Origin of the sequence: Pseudoalteromonas sp. S1610 (assembly GCF_005887465.1) — a bacterium.
Classification (GTDB): Bacteria; Pseudomonadota; Gammaproteobacteria; order Enterobacterales; family Alteromonadaceae; genus Pseudoalteromonas; species Pseudoalteromonas undina.
The window spans coordinates 1-21,533 of sequence record NZ_PNDI01000021.1; the positions used below are offsets into that span (position 1 = coordinate 1).

Sequence of the window (21,533 nt, forward strand, 5' to 3'; positions counted from 1 at the left end):
GGTTCGGGGTTCGGGGTTCGACAAAGTACTTTATAAAGCGGGTTAATTGATAGCTCGCTTTTTTATTATGCAGAATTTAATGGAGGGCTTCTTTGAGCGATAACCGGACATTGAGGTGAGTTGTCATTTACTTAGTAAGAAAGAAGAAAACTTTCCTCTTTTTTATACGCTCAGATAAGCTAAAATAATAATAGAAGCTCATGAGATATGGACGTTTTCGCGCTAGAATAGGGAAAATGTCCTCTGATAAAGTTGTTATATGAATAGGAGCTTTCAATGGACGAGGTAGTCAAAAATCGCTTCGAAGAATATCCCGAAACAGTTCGGCTACGACTTGAGGAGTTACGAACTTTAATCCTCAAGCTTGCATCCGATTTGGAGCTAGGTGAAGTCGAAGAGTCACTGAAATGGGGTGAGCATAGTTATAGTGTAAAAACAGGCAGCCCAATTAGAACTGATTGGAAGTTGAAATCGCCAAACCAATACTACTTGTTCTTCAACTGCCAAACTAAGTTAATCGATACATTTAGAGAGCTGCACAATGACACACTCGAATTTCAAGGTAATAGAGCAATCGTATTAAGTTTATCGAGTTCGTTGCCTGAGGCGGAAATCAAGAACTGCTTAGAGCTAGCTTTAACCTATCAGCAGCGAAAGCATTTGCCACTTTTAGGCGCGTAATAGGTAATCACATATAAGGTACTAAACCCGCACCTTTCGGTCACTACCCGTTAGCTTAGCGTTACTAATGTCCGCAATTAGCACTCAGCCGATAGTCGGTATAGAGTGGTTTAACTTACAGTGTAAGGCAGTTGTCTCTGGTAAATTTATCATTTTTGTCGGATGGCGTGGCTCCGCCACTTATCCGACCTACGCCAAAATGTAGGTTGGTTAAGCCGAAGGCGCCACCCAACAAGCTTTCAAATTCACTTTTTATCCGAACGGCACAAAGCTGACATTGCTACAAATATACTACATAGAGTTGATATAGAAACAAAGAAAGAACATAACTCATTGATTTTATTGGTAGCCCCTGCAGGAATCGAACCTGCAACTGCCCCTTAGGAGGGGGCCGTTATATCCATTTAACTAAGAGGCCACGTTGGGTGCTAAGTACCAAGTGTTTGGAAATTATAACGGCATCTGGTTTTTTATATCAAGTATCAAATTAAGTTAATTGCTTGATAAATATATATCTTCTTTATTTAATACATAAAGCGGTATAAATGTTCGGCTGCTGGCTGCAAGGCGTTTATTTTCAATATTTATTACGCGAGCGTTAATAACAACCCCATCTGCACGGTATATTAATGTACCCGATAAAACATGGCTAGCTATATTCGTACCTGCAAGTTTACGAGTGTTGCGGGTGAATGCAAAGTCGCCTTGTTCATTAACGGTAATTAAATTGGCTGTTTTAAAATCAACCGCGCTATAACCAAATTTTTGCAGCTGATGTATAAAGGTTTCTGATAACTGATTACCTAACTGGCTTGCTGTAGTTAAACTTGCGTCTAAATCAACGAACGACGTGACTGCAATCGCTGCATCTTGCGGGGCTACTTGCATGGTGTCGGTTAAATCAAGTGCCATTTGCTCTACGTAGTTAACTAAGCTTTTATGATGCTTGTTTGGGTTAAACTGCGTTGTATCGGCGTATTGTTCTTGCTCGTCATTTTGCTGCATTTGCGCCATGATCTGGTTAAAATCAAGATTGCTTACCACTGTTTGTTCTGGCTCAGATTTTACGGGTTCAGCCATGTTAGATTCACCAAGTAAATTACAGCCTGAAAGTAATAGTGATAATGCACTTATGCTAATTAAAGCTGAGCGCTTAGCTAAGTTAGCCATGATAAACCTCACTTACTCGCTTGTTTAAGCATAATGCCATCAGCACTGTTACTGCTATTTAGCGCATCAATAACTGATTGCGGAATAAAGCCCTGTGCAGAGCCTACAACCGCTTTGCTTGCTAAGCCAACAATTCGTGCATTTACTAATATGCCACCTTGGTGGTTTACTAGCGTGCCTGCTAATACGTAACTAAAGTTTTGTTCTTGGTTAAGCTCTAAGTAGTCGCGGCTAAAAACAAAATCGCCACCAGGGGTTACGCGCATATAATCGGTGGTTTTAAAATCAATGACCGGCACACCAAAATTATGCAGCTCATGCATAAAGCTCTCTGCTATTTGGTTACCCACTAAGTCAGCATTATTGTAGTCACGGTCTAAAAAAACAAAGCTTGATACCGCCAATGGTGTTTTAGTATTTACGTACTGTAAGTTTTCAGCCATGTCTTGCATGATGCCACGCACATAATGATTAATATTTTTACGGGTTGGCGTATTTACTTGTTTGTTTTTATTCATCACTGCGGCTTTATTTTGATAAAGCGAATCAGTATTTGTTGGTGCAGCTACAGGGCGTTGCTCAAAAAACATAGGCGCATCGTCGGTAATTTGCGTGTCACTATGGTTTGTCATTTGTGAACAACCAAAGCCCAGTGGCAAACATAAAGTTAATAGTAGGCGTTTCATGTGTGCTCCTAATTAATATTCACTGCGGTAAATATAGTCACCGCGCTGCTGTATTTTTTCATTACTCCACATCACATTGATGGGAATTTCAGTACTTGCGGCAGATACAATCTGATTAGTTTGCATATTTACCATGCGAGCATTAACAATATAAGCATGTTCTTGACGGGTTAAAGTGCCGGTGATCACAAAGTCAATAATCTGACGCTGCTTTAAGTTACTCGTACTGCGGCTTAACACTGAATCAGCGCTCGCTGATAAGTTAAGCTGGTTTTCAAGCCGGTATTCAACTGTGTTGTACCCTAACTGAGTAAATTGGGTTATTAAGCTTTCTTGAACTTGCTGACTAAGCCCTGCTCCCTGCCCTTGAGCAATTTGTGAATCCAAAGCATTGGCTAAATAAAAGCTGCTGACCGCGATTGAAGCGGTGCTTTTAAAAGGCTCTTTGATATGGCTAAGCTGGGCACTCAAGCTATTTACGTACTGATTGAGCGTATAGGGTGCCATGACCGCTTTAGGCGCATCAGTGCTTATACTTGGCTTTGGCTGGGGTGTTAAGCTACAGCCCGCTAAATTTAATAATAGTAAGGGTAACAAAAGGCGCATAGTTGCCATCCTCTAAAAACATAATAGTTACAAAGCAATTATTATGCCTAATACCCTAGATGCATATTTATTTTAATGGCTGTTGGGTGTAATGGCTCACAATGCAGTTGATTTGGCGCTGTTTAAGTCTATCGCAATCAGCAGCCGCATTCGCTTGATTTTGATAAGCTCCAAGCTTTAAACGGTAGTAAGTCATGCCACTCACGTAAATAGTTTCTACATTCGCCACGAATTCGCCCTGAAATAACGAAGATGCGCTGGCTTTTATTTGATTTAAACTTTGGCTAAGTCGCTCTTTGTCGGTAACAGCTGCAACTTGTAAGGCAAATAAGGCTTTAACGGCTTGTTTTTCATCAGCTGTATTCGCTGCTACTTTAGCTTTTTGTGCAACTTTTGGTGCTACCGTTTCAGCCGAAGCTTTAGCTGTTGGTACTTCAGGCGTATTTGTTGATGCAGAACCTTGTTTTGCTACCGCATTTAATTGGCTTATTAATAGCTTTAGATCTTGTTCAATCACTAATAAACGCTCAACACCTGCTTTGGCTGCTTGCCACTGCTGAGACGATGCTTTGAGCTGCGCCAACTCCTCCTCAGAAAGATTGGCACTCGCTTGCATTGGCTGAGGAGATTCTGCAGTTTTGGTGGTGCTGCATCCTGATATAAAAAGAGCAGCAATACAGGCAATTAGTATTGAGTAGCGTTTATATAAATTAGCATGTTGCATGGTTAAACCTTATTGTTATTAGTGGCTAATAAGTTGCGCTTGGACTTGGCAGTTCAAGCCTTTTACTTTTAATTCTGCACATACTTGTTCAAGTTCCCCTTGCGCAGACTCGGCATAAGCGACGGCTAAAATATACCGTTTTTGTTTTTCATCTTTAATATAAAAAGCATCACGCTTTGATTGCTCATTTAAATGACGTTTAATTAATTGATAATACGCTTTCATAATTGGCAATGATGAAAACCCACCCGCATTAGCAATATACGCTGGCGTTTGTGTTTTTTCTTTAAGCTCAAAGTCAACGCCCATTACTACTTCACCTTGCGCTGGTAATTTAACCACCACCTGTTGCGTATCTTTTAAGGATTTACGTTGCTTAAATTCATCATCTATAACCGCTTTATATTCGCCAGGACGTAAATCGGTAAACAAATAATAACCATCATAAGCAGCCTGTGTTTGCGCCACTTGCTTGCCTTGTTTGTCGAGTAATTTTACGGTAGCAAAAGGCTGTACTTCACTGCTGCCTTGCTCATCTTGTTTGTAAACAGTTCCCTCTAATTCACTACTGTTATTAAGCGGGACTTCCATATATTCAACAAAGCCGGCACGCGGTGTAATAGAAAAGCCATCATTGGCGGCAACTAAAAAAGGCTCACTAATACTACCAGAATCAATCACTATATCGGTGGTTCTATTTGCTGGCATTCCTTTAAGTATTGCTAAACCATTTTCGTTAGTTACCGCTCGGCGATAGTTTTGAACTCCTTTTACCTTAACACCTTCAATTCCCTTTTCTCCGTCATCTTGAATATTGTTATTATTTGAATCAAGAAAGACTCTAACCATTAAAGTGCCAGAGTTTGCGAGGCTTCTTTTACTTAAAAAGTACTCGTCAGTGTTCGTATCAAAACCAATACTAAAACGACTAAATAAACCTAGTCGCCAGTTATCATCATCATCGTAACTCATTGTGCTATTTAAGCTAAAACTATCGCTTTGCCAATTTAGACCCAACTCCATAGAAACTAAATCATTTATACGGGAGTTTCTCAGTGTGAATTCAGATTGCAAATTCTGAGATAAACTACGGCTTAATTCAGCTTGGTAACCCAGTATAGTTGAACCAGAGTCTGCGCTATAGTCAACACTAAAACGAGTGTATGTTTTACCAAATCGATGTTGAAGACGCATGCTGCCAAGTGTTGTTGCATCATCTAAAGAATCAAACTTTCGCCAAATTAAGTTGTTACTAATAACGGTACCGCCTAAATTATACGATAAGGTATTATCAACACTTAAATATGAGTCGCTAAACTCTCTGTTGTTATAGGCGAGCGTATTTTGATAGCTCAAGCTTCCAAACGATTTATCAAACAACTTTCCTGCCGCATATAATCGATAACTTTCAGTTTTCGCTGTTTCTGTATCACCAACTATTTTCTCATTGTTTTGAGACAGGCTTAAACGTACCGATTGACCAATTAACTCACCTCTAGCAGCTACCTCTAGCTTGTCTTCATCGTTATTATTTTTTTCATAATCTAGATTAAGTAATACTTTATCAAATATACTTAGGTTCGAACCAAAAGCATAATTGTTAACATTATCACCCGAATTACTATTTAATATTGATGTACCAGCATAAACCGATAAATAATCAGTTAACCCCGTTTCATAACGGCCTGCTAGCTGCCAACCTTTGCCCTCTGTCGAATAAAGTGATTGATTAAATAACTGCTCACCTTGCTCAGTAATTGACAACTCATAGAACGACTCATCTGCTGACAAACTATTACCATCTATAAAGTATTGCTCTGTTTTTCGCTCTACTTGCCCTTGTGGGCCATAAAAAATTAGCTCAAAATTATTAGCACCAAACAATAAATCAATATCTTCAAATAAATAACGCCCATCAGCTAAACTAAACTGCTGCGCTAGCAGTACATCATTACGGTATAACTCAACATCCCACCCTGGTTGAATAGCACCCGTTAAATTAATTTGATTACTATTAACCTGTTTAAAAAGTGGTTTGTTATCAACTTTTACTCCTCTGGCGTAACTACTATTAAATTGTTTACCGACTTGAGTTGCTAATACATCTCCAAATTGAACAGTTGTCGCATTTAAAGGACCTAATAACCGTGCATCTTTACTTTGACGGCTAAATGATAATCTTGAATCTGATAGTAAATCTTGTTTTCGCCCTGCAAAAAAATACTGAGCATTAAAATAGGCTAAGTCATTTGACCCTAATACAGAGTACCCTATCGCTGAATCCGTATTACTCTTGGTTGCACTAAGCTGCACATCAGCAAGAGGAGATGAAATTGCACTGTATGGACTGGCCTTCCACGGTAGTATTGCTTGACGTGACTCTCTATTAGTTACAGTTTCTCGCTGCTCTCTTTCGCGTTTTAATTCTATAGGTAATTTGGTAGGGGAGCTTACATATAGCTCAAGTGCTGAATATTCAATATCAATATCTAACGAAAACCACTGCGCTAGCAAGTTACTATCAACAAACATATCGCCGTTATCAGCATAAGCTTGTTGGCTGTTAAATGAATATCTAGCGCCGTTAATTTGTGCTGTGTTTGTATTTAGGTCTAGATAAAACTGATTATCTTCACGAATAAACCACCCTTGAGCAATAAGGTCATCGCTATTTATATCGATAGCAAAATCCAGGCTTTCTGAAAAACTTAATAAATCTATTAATACACCTGTTTTACTTTTCACCCCGAGCATTTCGCCCAAGTAATTTTTTTTCACGAACGATGAAAAAAATAATAACTCCCCTTCGGGGATGCCCTCACCTTGCTGCACATTAAGCTCAGGCTCTGTTCTTTCATTTACAGCTTGTTCAGTGTTGTATTGCTGCCATTTTTTATCTATTTTTTTTATGCTAGCAAGAATGGCCTGAGTGTCAGGCTCTGCTGCTAATAATGGATCAATTGATAAAAAAATGATCAACAACCACTTTAAGCGCTTAAAGTAATACATCGCCTATTTCAAATTACCGATAATTGCATTATTAATTGACGCAAACTTTTCACTAAAAATAGTATCGCGATATTCTTTAAGCCCTGTATAAATTAAGCGAATTTGACCATCTTTCGGGATATTTTGATCTGCAAAAATTGGTATCGTCGCCGTTGTTGTTTTTAGCTCAGGGTAAATACTAAAATCGTTTAACATGGCGATCTTTTTCTCTGTATCCGCTCCTTTTTGCTTAAAGAAAACTTCTAACTTGCCAAAAGAACTAAAGTCACCCTCTCGCTTAATTTCAATCTCAAGCGCCTTTTTTTCTGGGCTGTGTATAAGCTGTAAATTACTGATATTTACATTGGGTTTTTCAGCACCTTTTCGCAAAATAACGGGAATAGTGTAGCTTAAGAGTAAGTTTACCTTGATGCCTAGTCTCTGTTGCTGACTTTGAGCTTCATTAGGGAGTGCTTTAAAGGCTAGATGAGAGCGGTATTCCTGCTCTGCTAAACCTTTCGGCTTCCGAATAGCAAGCTTAACTATTTGCCTTTCTCCTGGCGCTAATCTAACTTGCGATGGGCTGATCCTAACCATATTTTTAAGTGAAGATGAACTTTCTTGATCAGCCGCTAAATTAGCATACCCTCCGCCAGCTAGTGCAACTTTGTCTTGCCACTCCAACCTATAAGTTTTGGGTTCATTAGAGTTATTAACAACAATGACTTTAGCAACACGTTGGCGCTCATCAAAATTGATTCTTGTTGGAGAAATAAGTAAGTTTGCATAAGAATGAAAGCTAATTAAAATAAAGCTTACTAAGATAAAAAAAGTTTTTATTATTGTCATTTAATCAACATCTCTAGTTGTCTAATAATTTAGCGTCACTTCAATTGTAGTATCAAAGATGCCATCTTTATAAGTATTGCCGTCACCTGAGGTACTCAATTGCCCCCCAACTCTCAATAACGCAGTCCCTGTGGTATCGGTTGTAATGGTCGCATTGTATATGAGTTGATTTAAAATCAGTGATGCACCACCAAAAATGTTATTTAAAGGTTGGTTGCTTACAAAGTCACTCACATTTACTTGAATACGTGCAGGGTATCCTTCGAGCAGCAATTCAGCTGCATGGCCTTTTTCAAGTAAATATATCTTATTGGTTAAGGTATTTGTATTACTAGGCAACAAAGTTATAGAGCTAATGCTTTGATTATCACTTATAACAATTTTACCAAAACTCAATGGCTCAAGCGGTGTTACCTGCGCGCACAAACCTGGAGTTAAGGAAGCTGCTAGTATGAATAAAATTAATTTCATAAAATAGCCTGCTTTATAATAAAGCAGGCTTTGCTCATTAATAGTTTAATTCTAATGTGAATGAGCCACTGTAAGTGCCATCAATGTAATCACTCGTAGGAGTTGTGGCATCTGTCGTTAATGTGGCACCAACATTAAATGTCGCTTCACCATTTGCGTCTACCTGAATGGTCGTTGTAGCAGCACTGTTAGGCGTCGCGCCAGTTAGCACATAATACGTTGGAGTACCCAAAGTAAATGCTGCAGTACCAGCAGGTGCTGCATCAGGTGAAATTGCAGTTTCTGTCGGATTTGTAATTGTCAGTGAACCGAAAGGAGACACGCCAGAAACAGAAAAAGAAGCTGGTGCACCTGGTACTAAAATTGCGATTTCAGCATCTGCAATCGATGTAGAAGCCGTTGTAGGTGAGGTCGCTGGATTTGCGGCTAAAACAAGAGTAGCCGTCTCAGCTGCTGCTAAATCCGCTGAGGCACGAATTGTTCCAAAATCTAGTGCAGAATCGTTAGTCAAGGTAAAAGCATTTTGAACTGTAACACCTGCTTGAAACGAAACTGATTCAGCTGCAGCGCCGAAAGAAAGTACAGCCATTGATGCAGCTAATGCTGCTTTAGTAAATATTTTGTTCATAGTTTTCCCTTAGATATAAAGTATAAACCTGTTAGTCAGGTTATGTTAAGTATCGGCCAAAATCACTAAAAAGTTAGAAAAATATTTACTTTATTTTGATTTATAATAACAGGATGCAAAAATAAGCGTAAAAAAACCTTAAACATCCTCTGAAAATGTCGCTAAGGTACACTTATTACCTATTTTGTAAAAAAACAAACACAACTGCGCCGCTTGCTGTTGATTTTTCAGCGGGCCTGCTACAACACTATAAAACGTTGTTGATTCCTTTTGTTGCTCATTAATGCGGTATTGTAAAATACTGTTTAACTGAGGGTATTGCTCTTTTAGTCGCTGTACTTGCCTTTTGGCTCCGTTAGAAACTAAATAACGTCCAATTTGTACACCGTAAATTGCTTTGTTTGTACTGATAGTGTTATCGGCTAAGGCAGTTTCTGAGGAGAGTTGTAAAGATTGCTTAGAGCCATATTCAACACGTTTTACCTTCTCTTTCAACGGCTCAGGTACGGTATCAATATCTGTTTGTGCAGAAAGAGCTTGAATCAGTAATGATAAGTCCTCTTCCATGGTGCTTAAACGCGCTATCTGCTCTTTGTTGTTATCCCATTGCTCTAAGTAAGGTTTTATATCTTTTTCACGCACAAGCTTGTCGCTTTGTGAGTCGGCGGGCATTAGCTGGTTGCTACAACCAGCTAATGCAAATGGTATTAGTAATATTATTAAACGAAGTTTCACTTTAAAGCACCTATTACAAAAAACTAGCTCTAGCTATTATGCAATAAAAGCGCCAAATAAATAATTTATAATCTAATTGGTTTGTCAGTGTAGTTACTCACAAAGCAATCAACTTTATAGAATTTAAATACCTCACAATCATCCTCAGCACTTTTAAAGTTAAAATACTCACCTAACTTTAGTCGATAATAGGTTTTGTTATTAACTTTTGCTTTTTCAATGTTTGTGGTGATTTTATCCTTAAACAAAGGCGCTGCTTTTTTGTTAATGTGCTTCCACTCTTTAGCAACACTTTCTTCTGAATCAAGCGACGCTACCTGTAAGGCAAATACTTTTTTGTTTTTATCTACCATTGCCACTTTTGTTGCCATCGATATTTTAGAGGCAACCTTTTTGTTCACCCTAGAACTAATGGCTTTCACTGGCGAGCGAACAGTTCGTTTACTGTAGCTTTTTGAAGGAGCTGTAATTATTTTTGTAGGAACACTAGCATAGCGGCTGCTATATCGCTGATTTTTTAGAACGTCCCTACCAGTCGGTTTTACATAACGGTTACTATATCTTTGTCTCGGTCGTTCAACGTTATCTGAGGTGCTTGCGTAGTTATTACCATACCTGAGGTTTGGCGAGGCATTAGTCTTAATTGATGAGCGAGCATAGCGATTGCTAATAGCCTGATTAGATTGCGCTATTGCTTTACTGTTAATAATATCTAAATTATCAACTAAATATGTAAGCTCACGTTCTAACTTTAATAGTCGCTCTATACCAGAACGTGCTTGTTGCCATTGCAAGGCTGCATCTTTTAGCTGTGCTAGCTCAAGTGCGGTGATAGTTACATATTCAGGAGAATCTTTAACTTGTTCATTTAACGTAGTTTTATCTGGCGATATAGTACAGCCACTCCCAATTAACATGAGTAACGCTATAACTAAATATCGGTGATACTTTATGCTGCATTCACACATTGATTGTTTCTCTTTCAACAGTTTAGATCGCTAAATTGAGCCAATTTACAATTGGCCTAATAAAGAACGTTAACTACAAAACAACTTTAGTTAACATAAAGATTACATTACAAACCCAGATCTGTCTGTATAACTGCAAAAATAGTTATAATTAAAGTCCTGAAAAAGCGACTTTACAATCAAAAAAAAGCGCCATATAGGCGCTTTAAATAAATAAAGAACTGATTAGATTAACGTTTTAATAAAGGTCTTAAGCTCATCAGCAAATTCATCGCGGCGTAAGGCAAATTCAATCGTCGCCTTCAAATAACCAATTTTACTACCACAATCATGGCTTCGGCCTTTGATAGCATAAGCGTCTACTTTTTCGTTTTGCATAAGCATCGCAATTGCATCTGTTAGCTGAATCTCATCACCAGCACCTTGTGGTGTTTTAGCTAATAATGGCCAAATATTTTTGCTCAACACGTAACGACCAACCACAGCAAGGTTTGAAGGTGCCTCGTCAACGGGTGGCTTTTCTACCATACTTTTAATGGGTGAGCTTTCACCTTGGTTTAACTCAACATCACCTAAATCAACAACACCAAATTTATCTACGTCATCTTTAGGAACTGGTTCAACCATAATTTGACTGTGTTTACTTTGCTCAAAGCGAGTGATCATTTCCGCTAAATTATCTTTTGTTAAATCACTTTCCACTTCATCGATAATAACGTCGGGTAAAATAACCACAAAAGGTTCATCCCCTATAATAGGAGCAGCACAGTTAATAGCGTGACCTAACCCTTTTGCCTCACCTTGACGCACATGAATAATCGTCACGTCGTTAGGGCAAATAGACTGTATTTCGGCAAGTAATTGCCGCTTTACACGTTTCTCTAACGTAGCCTCTAATTCAAAGCTAGTATCGAAATGGTTTTCAATTGAGTTTTTACTCGAATGCGTTACTAACACTATCTCTTTAATGCCAGCGGCAACGGCTTCGCTAACAACGTATTGAATTAGTGGACGGTCTACAACTGGCAGCATTTCTTTTGGAATTGCTTTAGTGGCCGGTAACATACGTGTTCCAAGGCCCGCTACAGGGATCACTGCTTTCATTATGCTCTCCTTATTTTTTAAACTGAAAATGGGTACTGAATCGCTTCATGGCATTGATAGCCAACCACCTCAAAGTCATCACGTGTTACCCATGTTTCTATATCTTCGAGTGATTTAATCTCTGGGTTGATTTTTAATTGGGGAGAAGCAAATGGCTCACGCTTTAACTGCACATCTCGCATTAAATCGAGCTGGTTTTCATAAATATGAGCATTGGTAATTTTATGATATGCCTTACCCGCTTTATGGCCGGTAATTTGGGCAACTAATGCAAGCAATACAAAACATTGAATTTGATTAAAATTAAGCCCCAGTGGAACATCACAACTGCGTTGATATGAGGTTAAATACAGGGTGTCGCCCAATAATGAAAAGGTATGTGTGTGCATACATGGGCGCAAGCAACCAAGTTCAAATTCACCAGGGTTGTAAAATGTAATAATTTCGCCCCGATCATCTATGCCATTTTTTAAATTATTAATGACCTTTGCCAGTTGATCCAGTGTTGAACCATCAGGGCGTTGCCAGCCACGTCCTTGAACGCCATAAACGCGCCCCATATCATCCTCACCTTTACGGTTAGGATTATTGAGCCAGGCACTATTTTCATTGGCGTTAGCATCCCAGGTTTTACAGCCTATACTACGAAACTGCTCAGCACTGTCATAGCCTCTTAAATAACCTAACAATTCAGCAATAGCCGCTTTGTAATAGCTCTTTCGAGTGGTGATCATAGGGAACTGATTATTCGCCACATCGTATTCTAAATCAGCGTTTATAACCGTTAAACAACGTGTACCGGTACGTTTATTTTCAACCCATTGTCCTTGGTCAACAATGCGCTGACATAATTCTAAATATTGTTTCATCTAACTTCTTCTTTTAAACTTTTGCCGCTGTTTGCGATTGTGGTTGTTTATAGGCCCAAATAAGTAAGCCTAACCCGCCAATGATCATAGGTAACGATAGAATTTGCCCCATTGAAATGAAGTCGGCAAATAACCCCAATTGCGCATCGGGTTGGCGAAAATACTCAATACCAAACCTAAATACGCCGTAACCCAGTAAGAACAAACCTGACACACTTCCCGCAGGACGAGGACGTTTAATAAACCACAATAATATGACAAACAATACCAGCCCTTCAAAAAAAGCTTCGTAAAGTTGTGATGGGTGGCGTGCAAGCGGGCCTCCAGTTGGAAATACCATTGCCCATGGAACATCGGTAGTGCGGCCCCATAATTCGCCGTTAATAAAGTTACCTATACGCCCGGCAAGTAAACCAACTGGCACTAAAGGCGCTACAAAGTCACCGACTTGCAATAAGGACTTTTTACGCTTGTAAGCTAAAATAGAAATCGCAGTGATCACCCCAAGTGTGCCGCCATGAAACGACATACCACCTTGATCGATTCTAAATAAATATAAGGGGTTTTCGATAAAATAACTAAATTGATAAAACAGAACATATCCAACACGACCACCTAATATAACGCCCAGCATGCCGTAAAAGAGTAAATCACTGACTTCGTCTTTAGTCCAACCCGACCCTGGTTTTTTAGCTTGACGATTAGCAAACCACATCGCAAACGCAAAACCAATTAAGTACATTAACCCATACCAACGAACGCTAAGTGGTCCAACAGAAAATATTATTGGATCAATTTGAGGAAACTCCAGTGCCATAAAAATAAACCTTTAGCTAAAAACCATTTTAATAGCGATGAAAACCAGTAACATCGCGAAAACTTTCTTAATTGTATTCACAGGTAAGTAATGTGTTGCCTTAGCCCCAATAGGCGCTATAAACCATGAGGTAACAACAATCCCAAATAAAGCAGGTAAATATACAAACCCCATAAAACCATGCGCTAAGTCCGTTACATGCCACCCAGCGCTGATGTAACCGATAGACCCAAAAAAGGCAATTACAATACCACATGCAGCAGCGCAACCAATTGCCTTTTTAATATCAACCGAAAAATAATGCAACATAGGCACAAGTAATGCACCGCCACCAATGCCAATTAATCCAGACAAAGCCCCCATTACCGAACTAACACTAGCTAGCACGGGGCCTGCGGGCAAAGGGTGTTCTGCGCTCACTTTATTACGAGCAGAAAGTACCATTCTCATTGCAATAAAAACTACACTGACGGCAAACACCGTTCTTAACATTTTCTCAGGGATAAAGCTGGCAGCAAAGCCACTTACCAATGCACCAATGGCCACGCCCGACATAACCCAAGGAGCAATTTTCCAAGGCACATTATCATTTTTATGATGAGCCAACGCTGAAGAGGTAGAAGTAAATAAAATAGAGGCTAAAGATGTTGCAATGGCGATAACTAACACATGATCGGCAGCGGCAACGTCAAAACTAAGTAGCAAACTACTTAGCACTGGCACAATGATTAAACCACCGCCTATGCCTAGTAACCCTGCTAAAAAACCAACAATGCAGCCTAACAGCGCACAACTTGCAACTAGAAGTCCTAGTTCATACATAGTTATCTCTAATACATTTAATTATAAGTATATTTTAATTGATTATATAAACAATTACAGTTCTATCATTTTGGTGTATAAAATAAATTACCTAGCTGATGCTCTATCATAAAACTACGAGTTAACCGCAGTACTTGTTTAGCGTTGGGCTGTGCCAAACATTCGCTCAGTAATTGTTCCATGTCGCTTACATTTAAGCGCCTTAGCACCCACTTCACTTTGTTTAGTGACGATAAGTTCATGCTTAAACGCCTATAACCCATAGCAATCAGTAATATTGCGCCCTCGGGGTCGCCACCAAGCTCCCCACATAAACTAAAGGGCAATTCATAGTGCTCACACTCGCTGGCAATATTATTTAATACACGCAACACGGCTGGATGGTAGGGGTTAAATAAATCGGCTACGCGTGCATTTGCTCTGTCTACGGCTAATAAATACTGAGTTAAGTCGTTACTACCCACTGAACAAAAATCGACTTTTCTAGACCACTCTGGCAGCATAAATACACTTGAAGGTACCTCAAGCATAATACCAATATCAGGCCTTTCTATTAGTTGCTCAGGAAATGCTTCACTTAACTCATAATAAGCTTGGTTAAACAATGCCAGTGACTCTTCAACCTCATCGGTGCCACTGATCATCGGCAGCATTATTTTTAAATTACCTAAGCCAATATTCGCTTTTAGCATCGCTTTGAGTTGATCTAAAAAAAGCTCAGGATGATCTAAGCTAATTCTAATACCTCGCCATCCTAAAAACGGGTTTTCTTCGGTAATGTTAAAATAATCTAAAACTTTGTCGCCACCTATATCTAACGTTCGCATAACAACGGGGTTAGGGTAATAGCTACTTAGTACTTCTCGGTACCACTTTTCTTGTTCTTGTTGCGATGGAAACTGCCCCTTTTGCATAAACCATGCTTCGGTTCTGTAAAGGCCAACACCATCACAAATATGGGCACTATTTTGTTGGGTATTAAGCTCAAGCCCTGCATTAAGTAATAAACTAATATGCTCACCGTCTAAAGTGATTGCAGGCAGTGCTTGTTCTTCTAAAAACCGATTATTGAGTAAGTTATCTTGGTGTTGTAATTCAGTATACTCATCAATAAGCATTTGCGAAGGCGAAATATATAAACGCCCAGCAAAAGCATCTAAAATCATTTCTTTACTATCAAACTGCAATAGCGGTAAATCTTCAATACCCCAAATCGCAGGCACGCCCATAGCACGGGTTAAAATAGAGGCATGGCTATTGGCTGAACCATTAATACTCACAACCCCCGCTAAACGCTCATTGGGCACCTCTGCTAACATAGCTGGCGTTAGTGTGTGCGCTATTAAAATGGTGTTTTCAGGGTAGTCTTTTATTGCGTGTTCGGTATTCACTAAGTGATGCAGCACTCGTAAGCCAATGTCTTTAACATCAACCGCACGCTCTTTAATGTAAGGGTCTTGCATTTCGTTAAACTGTGCAACTAAACGTTCAATCACAATTTTTAATGCACTTTTTGCACACCACCCTTCTTGTAATTGTGTCTCTACATTATGACCTAAACTTTTAGCATCTAGTAATTGCTGATATACATCAAATACAGCCAACGCCTCTTGCGGTATGCTGTCACTTAACGTCATCGATAAGGTGCTAAATTCTTTGCGCGTAGCAGCAACCGCTTGGGTGAATAAACGGCGCTGTTCAATGACATCATTATTCTTAGTAAGTTCTATGGACTTAAAATTAAGTTTAGGAATAACAACAAAAGCTTTACCAATACTTATACCTGGTGCGCTAGAAACCCCTTTTAATACCGATGTTTGATGAGACGACTCGTCTTGGCGTAATACTTCTTTTATTTCAGCATGGGCTAATTGCGAAGCTAACTGAGCAGAAAGCGTAATTAAAAACGACTCCTCATCTTGAGAAAATACGCGCGCCATTTTCTGTTGAACAACAATAACACCTAACACTTTCTTTTGATGAACAACAGGCACAGACAAAAAGGCGTTATAACCTTCTTCGTTAACTTCTGGGGAGAGTTTAAAACGAGGATGCGACTTGGCAAAGGCAATGTTAATTGCTTCTTCACGCTGAGCAACAAGCCCAACTAAACCCTCGGTAAAGCCAATTCTAAATTTGCCCACCGCATCAGGGTTTAACCCTTCGGTAGCCATCAGTACAAAATTATCTTGGCTGTAATCTGCAAAATAAATGGAGCAGCACTGGGTATTCATGGCATCTTTTACCATTTTCACAAAGCACACTAACGCGTCGTCTAAATTCGCTTGTTGCGAAACAGACTCAGCTATCGCTCTGAGTGTTGCCAGCATACACTGCTCCTTTTTATGTAAAACTACCTTTTATTTCGCCAGTGATCTTTTTGTTGCTCTCGCTTATTAAAGGGCATAGCAAAGGGAGCAAACTCTTTCATAACACGTCGATAAACGTCCCGTTTAAACGACACAACCTGTCTAACCGGGTACCAATAACTTACCCATCGCCAATCATCAAATTCCGGATGATGGGTTTTCAGTAAGTTAACATCTTCATCTTTACAGCGCAGTTTTAGTAAAAACCATTTTTGTTTTTGCCCAATACACACCGGACTTGAATCTCGGCGGATTAATCGTTTGGGTAATTTATAGCGTAACCAATGTTTTGAGCTTGCAACTATTTCTACATCTTCTGGTCGCAAACCTACTTCTTCGTGTAATTCACGGTACATAGTTTGTTCTGGTGTTTCACCATCATCAACACCACCTTGGGGAAATTGCCAAGAATGTTGACCATAGCGTCTGGCCCAAAACACTTGCCCCTGATTATTGCAAATTACAATTCCGACATTGGCACGAAAACCTTCGGCATCAATCACCTTAGTGCCTCATTTGTAAGTCGATTTTTTATGATTGTTCCACATTAGCTGCAATACGGCAAATACTATTACGTGCAAGCCTCGTTAACACCTTCGCTTAAGGCAAATTAATGGCGAAATCCATTGCATGTGAATAACAAACAACACTGCCATACGTAAATACATAAAAACCACACTGTTTGTGCTGGTTACTCACAGCTTGTGCATAACTTTTGTAAAACACGCTCATTTAGCAAACAAATCCACAATACAAGATCAAAAAAGTGATGTTCTCCACAGAATCTGTGGATAAACATGTTTATACATCTGTATTTATCCTTACAACAATTATAGACCTTAATTAAAACTGAACACCAAAAACAAAAAAAGCAATGTAGTTCAGTTACTTAGTTAATTTTAACGCTTTAAAGCAGTGCATAAAATTGCACCAATCATAGTAAGTATAAAAATCAACCAACCGCTAAAGATATCCACTATCAAGCTAATTTGCTATCATGGCGTTGGTATTTATTCAACTAAATTAACAGTATGCAACCTTTAAAACCTCATTCAATTAATCAACTAATGCAACGTGTCAATAATATTGCAGGGCTCACACTTGGACAACTAGCACAGCAGTACCACTTTAAAACGCCAGATGATTTATTGCGTGAAAAAGGCTGGACAGGTCAACTGATTGAGTATGTATTAGGCGCAACCGCTGGTTCAAAACCGCTCCCCGACTTTGAAGATTTAGGCATAGAGCTTAAAACATTGCCTATTTCATATAAAGGTAAACCGCTAGAAACCACCTTTGTGTCGGTCACCCCGCTAATGAATGTAACTGGCATGACGTGGCACACAAGTAGCGTACGTAAAAAGTTGAATCATGTTTTATGGTTACCTATTTTAAGTGAGCGCGATATCGCTCCTTTTGATAGAACCATAGGCAGTGGCTTTTTGTGGCAACCTTCCCCCGCGCAAGATGCACAATTGCAGCGAGACTGGGAAGAACAAATGGAGCTTATAGCTCTTGGTAGAATTGATGAAATCTCAGGTCATTTAGGGGATGTAATGCAAATACGACCAAAAGCAGCCAATAGCCATATTGTTACCGATGCAATAGGCCCAAACGGACAAATTATAAAAACTCTGCCACGTGGCTTTTACTTAAAAACCAGTTTTACGGGTGATATTTTAAAAAAGCAATTTCAGCTTTAATTGATGAAAAGTAATTAGCGTTGAGCTCGGCTAGTTGCTTACTAATGCCTGCCGCCTAATGTCTACTTTCCTTTTTTTAACCCAAACATTCGCACTGCTTGCAGACCTGCAAACTTAACGCCAGTAGCCCGTTCCTTTTGCCTCTTTTTTGCTATTTTTTACAAAAAATCCCCGCATAGGCGGGGATTTATAAATCAAAGTTGAACATTTACCTTAACCGGAGTTAAAAATAAATATTACTGACCTTTAACTTCTTTTAAACCATTGTACGGTGCTTTAGCGCCTAATTGCTCTTCAATACGTAGCAATTGGTTGTACTTAGCAACACGATCTGAACGGCTTAATGAACCCGTTTTAATTTGACCTGCAGCAGTACCTACCGCTAAATCAGCAATAGTTGCATCTTCAGTTTCACCAGAGCGGTGAGAAATAACCACTGTAAAACCTGCATCTTTTGCCATTTTGATTGCTGCTAACGTCTCTGTTAGTGAACCAATTTGGTTAAATTTAATTAAGATTGAATTGGCAATACCGTTATCAATACCGCGTTTTAAAATCTTAGTATTGGTTACGAATAAATCATCACCCACTAATTGAACTTTATCGCCCATTAGTTTGGTTTGGTGTGCAAAGCCATCCCAATCAGACTCATCTAAACCATCTTCAATTGATACAATTGGGTATTGCTCAGTTAAATCTTTTAAGAAGTGGTTAAACTCTTCAGATGTAAATTGCTTACCTTCACCTTTAAGGTCATAGATATTTGCTTCTTTGTTATAAAACTCAGAGGCCGCACAATCAAGTGCAAGGGTAATATCTTTACCAAGCTCATAACCGGCATTTGCAACAGCCACTTTAATAGCTGCAAGTGCAGCTTCGTTTGATGCAAGGTTTGGTGCAAAACCACCTTCGTCACCTACAGCTGTTGAATGTCCATCTGCTTTAAGTACCTTAGCTAGGCTATGAAATACTTCAGCACCCATACGCAATGCTTCACGGAAGTTAGTAGCACCTACTGGCTGAACCATAAATTCTTGAATATCTACTGAGTTATCAGCGTGCTCACCGCCGTTGATGATGTTCATCATTGGTAGTGGCATAGAGTAAACACCTGGCGTGCCATTTAAGTCAGCAATGTGCTCGTAAAGCTCTACTTTTTTAGATTGTGCAGCCGCTTTTGCGTTAGCAAGTGAAACCGCTAAAATAGCATTAGCACCTAGTTTTTCTTTGTTTTCAGTACCATCTAAATCAAGCATTACTTGGTCTACATCACTTTGAGCAAGTGCGTTTTGACCTTTTAGCGCTTCTGCAATTTCATTATTAATGAAGCCAACCGCTTTTAATACGCCTTTACCTAAGTAACGCGCTTTATCACCATCACGTAATTCTAATGCTTCGCGAGTTCCTGTAGATGCACCTGAAGGTGCAGCAGCACGGCCCCATGAACCATCAGCTAAATATACCTCAGCTTCAACAGTTGGGTTACCACGCGAGTCCATAATTTCACGACCGATTACTTTTACGATTTCTGACATCTTGATTCCTCTATATTCCCAAAATGGTGAGTGCGGCTAACCTGAGTTTGGCTAGCCTTAGAAACAAAAAAGGCCGCGCATCATGCACAGCCTTTTTATATTACGAAGACGCTTTTTGATAGGTATGAGCCGCAGCTACAAACCCTTCAAATAGCGGGTGACCATCACGTGGTGTTGAAGTGAATTCCGGGTGGAATTGCGCTGCAATAAACCAAGGGTGATCTTTATTCTCAATAATCTCTACTAGTTTTTTATCTTCAGATAAACCTGTAAAGCTTAAACCAGCTTGCTCAAGTTGTGCTACAAAGTTGTTGTTAACTTCATAACGGTGACGATGGCGTTCAACAATTTCGTCGCTACCATACACATCATGTACTTTAGAGCCTGGTGTTAAATGACATTTTTGTGCGCCTAAACGCATAGTGCCACCTAAATCAGATTTTTCGTCACGTAATTCAACATTACCTTCAGCATCTAACCACTCAGTGATTAAACCAACCACTGGCGAGTCTGAGTTTGCGTTAAATTCAGTTGAATTTGCATCAACTAAACCGGCAACATTTCGTGCGTATTCAATAAGCGCAACCTGCATACCTAAACAAATACCTAAGTAAGGCACTTTGTTTTCACGAGCATATTTTGCCGCTAAAATCTTACCTTCAACACCACGACCACCAAAACCACCTGGCACTAAAATAGCATCTAAGCGAGAAAGAACATCCGTTCCTTTGGTTTCTAAGTCTTGTGAATCAACGTATTGGATATTAATAGTTAAACGATTCTTCAGTCCCGCATGCTTTAATGCTTCGTTTACTGATTTGTATGCATCTGGTAATTCAATGTATTTACCTACCATACCAATTGTCACTTCACCCGTTGGGTTAGACTCTTGATACAATACTTGTTCCCACTCAGCTAAATCAGCTTCAGGCGCGTCTAAATGAAAACGACGACATACAAAGTTATCTAACTCTTGCGATTTTAATAACGCAGGGATTTTATAAATACTGTCTACATCAGGCAGTGAAATAACTGCTTTTTCTTCAACGTTTGTGAACAATGCAATTTTTGCACGCTCGTTATTTGGCAGCTTACGGTCTGAGCGACAAATAAGAATATCTGGTTGAATACCTACCGAGCGTAACTCTTTAACTGAGTGCTGAGTTGGTTTTGTTTTCACTTCACCGGCAGGGCCTAAGAATGGCACTAAGGTTAAGTGAATAAAAAGTGCGCGTTCACGACCAATTTCTGTACCCATTTGACGAATTGCTTCGATAAATGGTTGTGATTCAATATCACCTACCGTACCACCAATTTCAACGATTGCTATATCATGGCCTTCTGCGCCATCATAAACACGTTGCTTAATGTCATTGGTAATATGAGGAATAACCTGAATAGTTGCGCCAAGATATTCACCACGTCTTTCACGACGTAGTACATCTTCATATACGCGCCCCTGCGTAAAGTTATTACGGCTGGTCATTTTGGTGCGAATAAAACGTTCGTAGTGACCTAAATCAAGGTCCGTTTCTGCGCCGTCTTCGGTAACGTATACTTCACCGTGTTGAATTGGGCTCATTGTGCCTGGGTCAACGTTGATGTAAGGATCCAGCTTTAGAATGGTAACATCTAAGCCACGGGCTTCTAAAATAGCGGCCAATGATGCTGCTGCAATACCTTTACCCAACGAAGAAACAACTCCGCCAGTAACGAAGATAAATTTTGTACTCATGCGAACCCTAGAATATCAGGAATTAAAAGGAATATAATACCCAAACAAGTGATTTTGGAATATAAACAAGACG

20 protein-coding genes and 1 tRNA gene are annotated in these 21,533 nt (G+C 39.5%); 2 read left to right on the top strand and 19 right to left on the bottom strand.

What is annotated here, in order from left to right:
• Positions 1–276 precede the first annotated feature (276 nt).
• Positions 277–681 (top strand): DUF1801 domain-containing protein, encoded by a 405-nt coding sequence (locus CWB77_RS09820; protein ID WP_138622557.1) that lies wholly within the window; start codon positions 277–279, stop codon positions 679–681.
• Between the two features lie 343 nt (positions 682–1,024).
• On the opposite strand, the gene CWB77_RS09825 is transcribed toward CWB77_RS09820, so the two are convergent.
• The 17 genes from CWB77_RS09825 to rppH form a co-directional block, all read right to left on the bottom strand.
• A tRNA-Arg gene (locus tag CWB77_RS09825) sits at positions 1,025–1,099 on the bottom strand.
• 74 nt (positions 1,100–1,173) lie between these two features.
• Complete coding sequence (locus CWB77_RS09830) at positions 1,174–1,851, bottom strand: FlgO family outer membrane protein (RefSeq protein ID WP_138622559.1); 678 nt, start codon at positions 1,849–1,851, stop codon at positions 1,174–1,176.
• 8 nt (positions 1,852–1,859) lie between these two features.
• Complete coding sequence (locus tag CWB77_RS09835; protein WP_008466541.1) at positions 1,860–2,537, bottom strand: FlgO family outer membrane protein; 678 nt, start codon at positions 2,535–2,537, stop codon at positions 1,860–1,862.
• A gap of 12 nt (positions 2,538–2,549) precedes the next feature.
• Positions 2,550–3,143, bottom strand: a complete 594-nt coding sequence (locus CWB77_RS09840) for a FlgO family outer membrane protein (RefSeq protein ID WP_054201743.1) — start codon at positions 3,141–3,143, stop codon at positions 2,550–2,552.
• A 67-nt stretch (positions 3,144–3,210) separates the two neighbouring features.
• On the bottom strand, positions 3,211–3,867 hold the full coding sequence (locus CWB77_RS09845) for an SPOR domain-containing protein (RefSeq protein WP_138622561.1): 657 nt from the start codon (positions 3,865–3,867) through the stop codon (positions 3,211–3,213).
• 18 nt (positions 3,868–3,885) lie between these two features.
• A complete protein-coding gene (locus CWB77_RS09850) occupies positions 3,886–6,846 on the bottom strand; it encodes an MSCRAMM family adhesin SdrC (protein ID WP_248528970.1) in 2,961 nt (986 codons plus the stop codon).
• A gap of 33 nt (positions 6,847–6,879) precedes the next feature.
• Positions 6,880–7,704 (bottom strand): fimbrial biogenesis chaperone, encoded by an 825-nt coding sequence (locus CWB77_RS09855; RefSeq protein WP_138622565.1) that lies wholly within the window; start codon positions 7,702–7,704, stop codon positions 6,880–6,882.
• A gap of 21 nt (positions 7,705–7,725) precedes the next feature.
• Positions 7,726–8,175: a DUF4402 domain-containing protein gene (locus CWB77_RS09860; RefSeq protein ID WP_010387823.1), complete on the bottom strand. Its 450-nt coding sequence runs from the start codon at positions 8,173–8,175 to the stop codon at positions 7,726–7,728.
• Positions 8,176–8,212: 37 nt separating this feature from the next.
• Positions 8,213–8,803 (bottom strand): DUF4402 domain-containing protein, encoded by a 591-nt coding sequence (locus CWB77_RS09865; protein ID WP_010387820.1) that lies wholly within the window; start codon positions 8,801–8,803, stop codon positions 8,213–8,215.
• Positions 8,804–8,941: 138 nt separating this feature from the next.
• Positions 8,942–9,538, bottom strand: a complete 597-nt coding sequence (locus tag CWB77_RS09870) for an SPOR domain-containing protein (protein WP_054201749.1) — start codon at positions 9,536–9,538, stop codon at positions 8,942–8,944.
• A gap of 65 nt (positions 9,539–9,603) precedes the next feature.
• Positions 9,604–10,455: an SPOR domain-containing protein gene (locus tag CWB77_RS09875; protein ID WP_138622567.1), complete on the bottom strand. Its 852-nt coding sequence runs from the start codon at positions 10,453–10,455 to the stop codon at positions 9,604–9,606.
• A gap of 276 nt (positions 10,456–10,731) precedes the next feature.
• Positions 10,732–11,610 carry a UTP--glucose-1-phosphate uridylyltransferase GalU gene (gene galU / locus CWB77_RS09880; RefSeq protein ID WP_010387817.1) on the bottom strand — a complete coding sequence of 293 codons (879 nt, stop codon included), beginning with the start codon at positions 11,608–11,610 and terminating at the stop codon, positions 10,732–10,734.
• Positions 11,611–11,627: 17 nt separating this feature from the next.
• Positions 11,628–12,479 carry a thymidylate synthase gene (locus tag CWB77_RS09885; protein ID WP_010387816.1) on the bottom strand — a complete coding sequence of 284 codons (852 nt, stop codon included), beginning with the start codon at positions 12,477–12,479 and terminating at the stop codon, positions 11,628–11,630.
• A 13-nt stretch (positions 12,480–12,492) separates the two neighbouring features.
• Positions 12,493–13,296 (bottom strand): prolipoprotein diacylglyceryl transferase, encoded by an 804-nt coding sequence (gene lgt, locus CWB77_RS09890; RefSeq protein ID WP_138622569.1) that lies wholly within the window; start codon positions 13,294–13,296, stop codon positions 12,493–12,495.
• A gap of 12 nt (positions 13,297–13,308) precedes the next feature.
• On the bottom strand, positions 13,309–14,118 hold the full coding sequence (locus tag CWB77_RS09895; protein ID WP_010387814.1) for a sulfite exporter TauE/SafE family protein: 810 nt from the start codon (positions 14,116–14,118) through the stop codon (positions 13,309–13,311).
• A 65-nt stretch (positions 14,119–14,183) separates the two neighbouring features.
• A complete protein-coding gene (ptsP, locus tag CWB77_RS09900) occupies positions 14,184–16,448 on the bottom strand; it encodes a phosphoenolpyruvate--protein phosphotransferase (protein ID WP_109874245.1) in 2,265 nt (754 codons plus the stop codon).
• A gap of 23 nt (positions 16,449–16,471) precedes the next feature.
• On the bottom strand, positions 16,472–16,990 hold the full coding sequence (rppH, locus tag CWB77_RS09905; protein ID WP_008111786.1) for an RNA pyrophosphohydrolase: 519 nt from the start codon (positions 16,988–16,990) through the stop codon (positions 16,472–16,474).
• A gap of 528 nt (positions 16,991–17,518) precedes the next feature.
• On the opposite strand from rppH, the gene mutH reads away from it, so the two are divergent.
• A complete protein-coding gene (gene mutH, locus CWB77_RS09910; protein WP_010387810.1) occupies positions 17,519–18,190 on the top strand; it encodes a DNA mismatch repair endonuclease MutH in 672 nt (223 codons plus the stop codon).
• A gap of 236 nt (positions 18,191–18,426) precedes the next feature.
• On the opposite strand, the gene eno is transcribed toward mutH, so the two are convergent.
• Both eno and pyrG read right to left on the bottom strand, forming a co-directional pair.
• Positions 18,427–19,725, bottom strand: a complete 1,299-nt coding sequence (eno, locus tag CWB77_RS09915; protein WP_008111781.1) for a phosphopyruvate hydratase — start codon at positions 19,723–19,725, stop codon at positions 18,427–18,429.
• Positions 19,726–19,825: 100 nt separating this feature from the next.
• A complete protein-coding gene (pyrG, locus tag CWB77_RS09920) occupies positions 19,826–21,460 on the bottom strand; it encodes a CTP synthase (protein ID WP_008111779.1) in 1,635 nt (544 codons plus the stop codon).
• Positions 21,461–21,533 lie beyond the last annotated feature (73 nt).

Excerpts from the sequence above, each read along its gene's own strand:
- CWB77_RS09820 (WP_138622557.1), top strand. The coding sequence starts at position 277 with ATGGACGAGGTAGTCAAAAATCGCTTCGAAGAATATCCCGAAACAGTT.
- CWB77_RS09830 (WP_138622559.1), bottom strand. The coding sequence starts at position 1,851 with ATGGCTAACTTAGCTAAGCGCTCAGCTTTAATTAGCATAAGTGCATTA.
- CWB77_RS09835 (WP_008466541.1), bottom strand. The coding sequence starts at position 2,537 with ATGAAACGCCTACTATTAACTTTATGTTTGCCACTGGGCTTTGGTTGT.
- CWB77_RS09840 (WP_054201743.1), bottom strand. The coding sequence starts at position 3,143 with ATGCGCCTTTTGTTACCCTTACTATTATTAAATTTAGCGGGCTGTAGC.
- CWB77_RS09845 (WP_138622561.1), bottom strand. The coding sequence starts at position 3,867 with ATGCAACATGCTAATTTATATAAACGCTACTCAATACTAATTGCCTGT.
- CWB77_RS09855 (WP_138622565.1), bottom strand. The coding sequence starts at position 7,704 with ATGACAATAATAAAAACTTTTTTTATCTTAGTAAGCTTTATTTTAATT.
- CWB77_RS09860 (WP_010387823.1), bottom strand. The coding sequence starts at position 8,175 with ATGAAATTAATTTTATTCATACTAGCAGCTTCCTTAACTCCAGGTTTG.
- CWB77_RS09865 (WP_010387820.1), bottom strand. The coding sequence starts at position 8,803 with ATGAACAAAATATTTACTAAAGCAGCATTAGCTGCATCAATGGCTGTA.
- CWB77_RS09875 (WP_138622567.1), bottom strand. The coding sequence starts at position 10,455 with ATGTTAATTGGGAGTGGCTGTACTATATCGCCAGATAAAACTACGTTA.
- galU (WP_010387817.1), bottom strand. The coding sequence starts at position 11,610 with ATGAAAGCAGTGATCCCTGTAGCGGGCCTTGGAACACGTATGTTACCG.
- CWB77_RS09885 (WP_010387816.1), bottom strand. The coding sequence starts at position 12,479 with ATGAAACAATATTTAGAATTATGTCAGCGCATTGTTGACCAAGGACAA.
- lgt (WP_138622569.1), bottom strand. The coding sequence starts at position 13,296 with ATGGCACTGGAGTTTCCTCAAATTGATCCAATAATATTTTCTGTTGGA.
- CWB77_RS09895 (WP_010387814.1), bottom strand. The coding sequence starts at position 14,118 with ATGTATGAACTAGGACTTCTAGTTGCAAGTTGTGCGCTGTTAGGCTGC.
- ptsP (WP_109874245.1), bottom strand. The coding sequence starts at position 16,448 with ATGCTGGCAACACTCAGAGCGATAGCTGAGTCTGTTTCGCAACAAGCG.
- mutH (WP_010387810.1), top strand. The coding sequence starts at position 17,519 with ATGCAACCTTTAAAACCTCATTCAATTAATCAACTAATGCAACGTGTC.
- eno (WP_008111781.1), bottom strand. The coding sequence starts at position 19,725 with ATGTCAGAAATCGTAAAAGTAATCGGTCGTGAAATTATGGACTCGCGT.
- pyrG (WP_008111779.1), bottom strand. The coding sequence starts at position 21,460 with ATGAGTACAAAATTTATCTTCGTTACTGGCGGAGTTGTTTCTTCGTTG.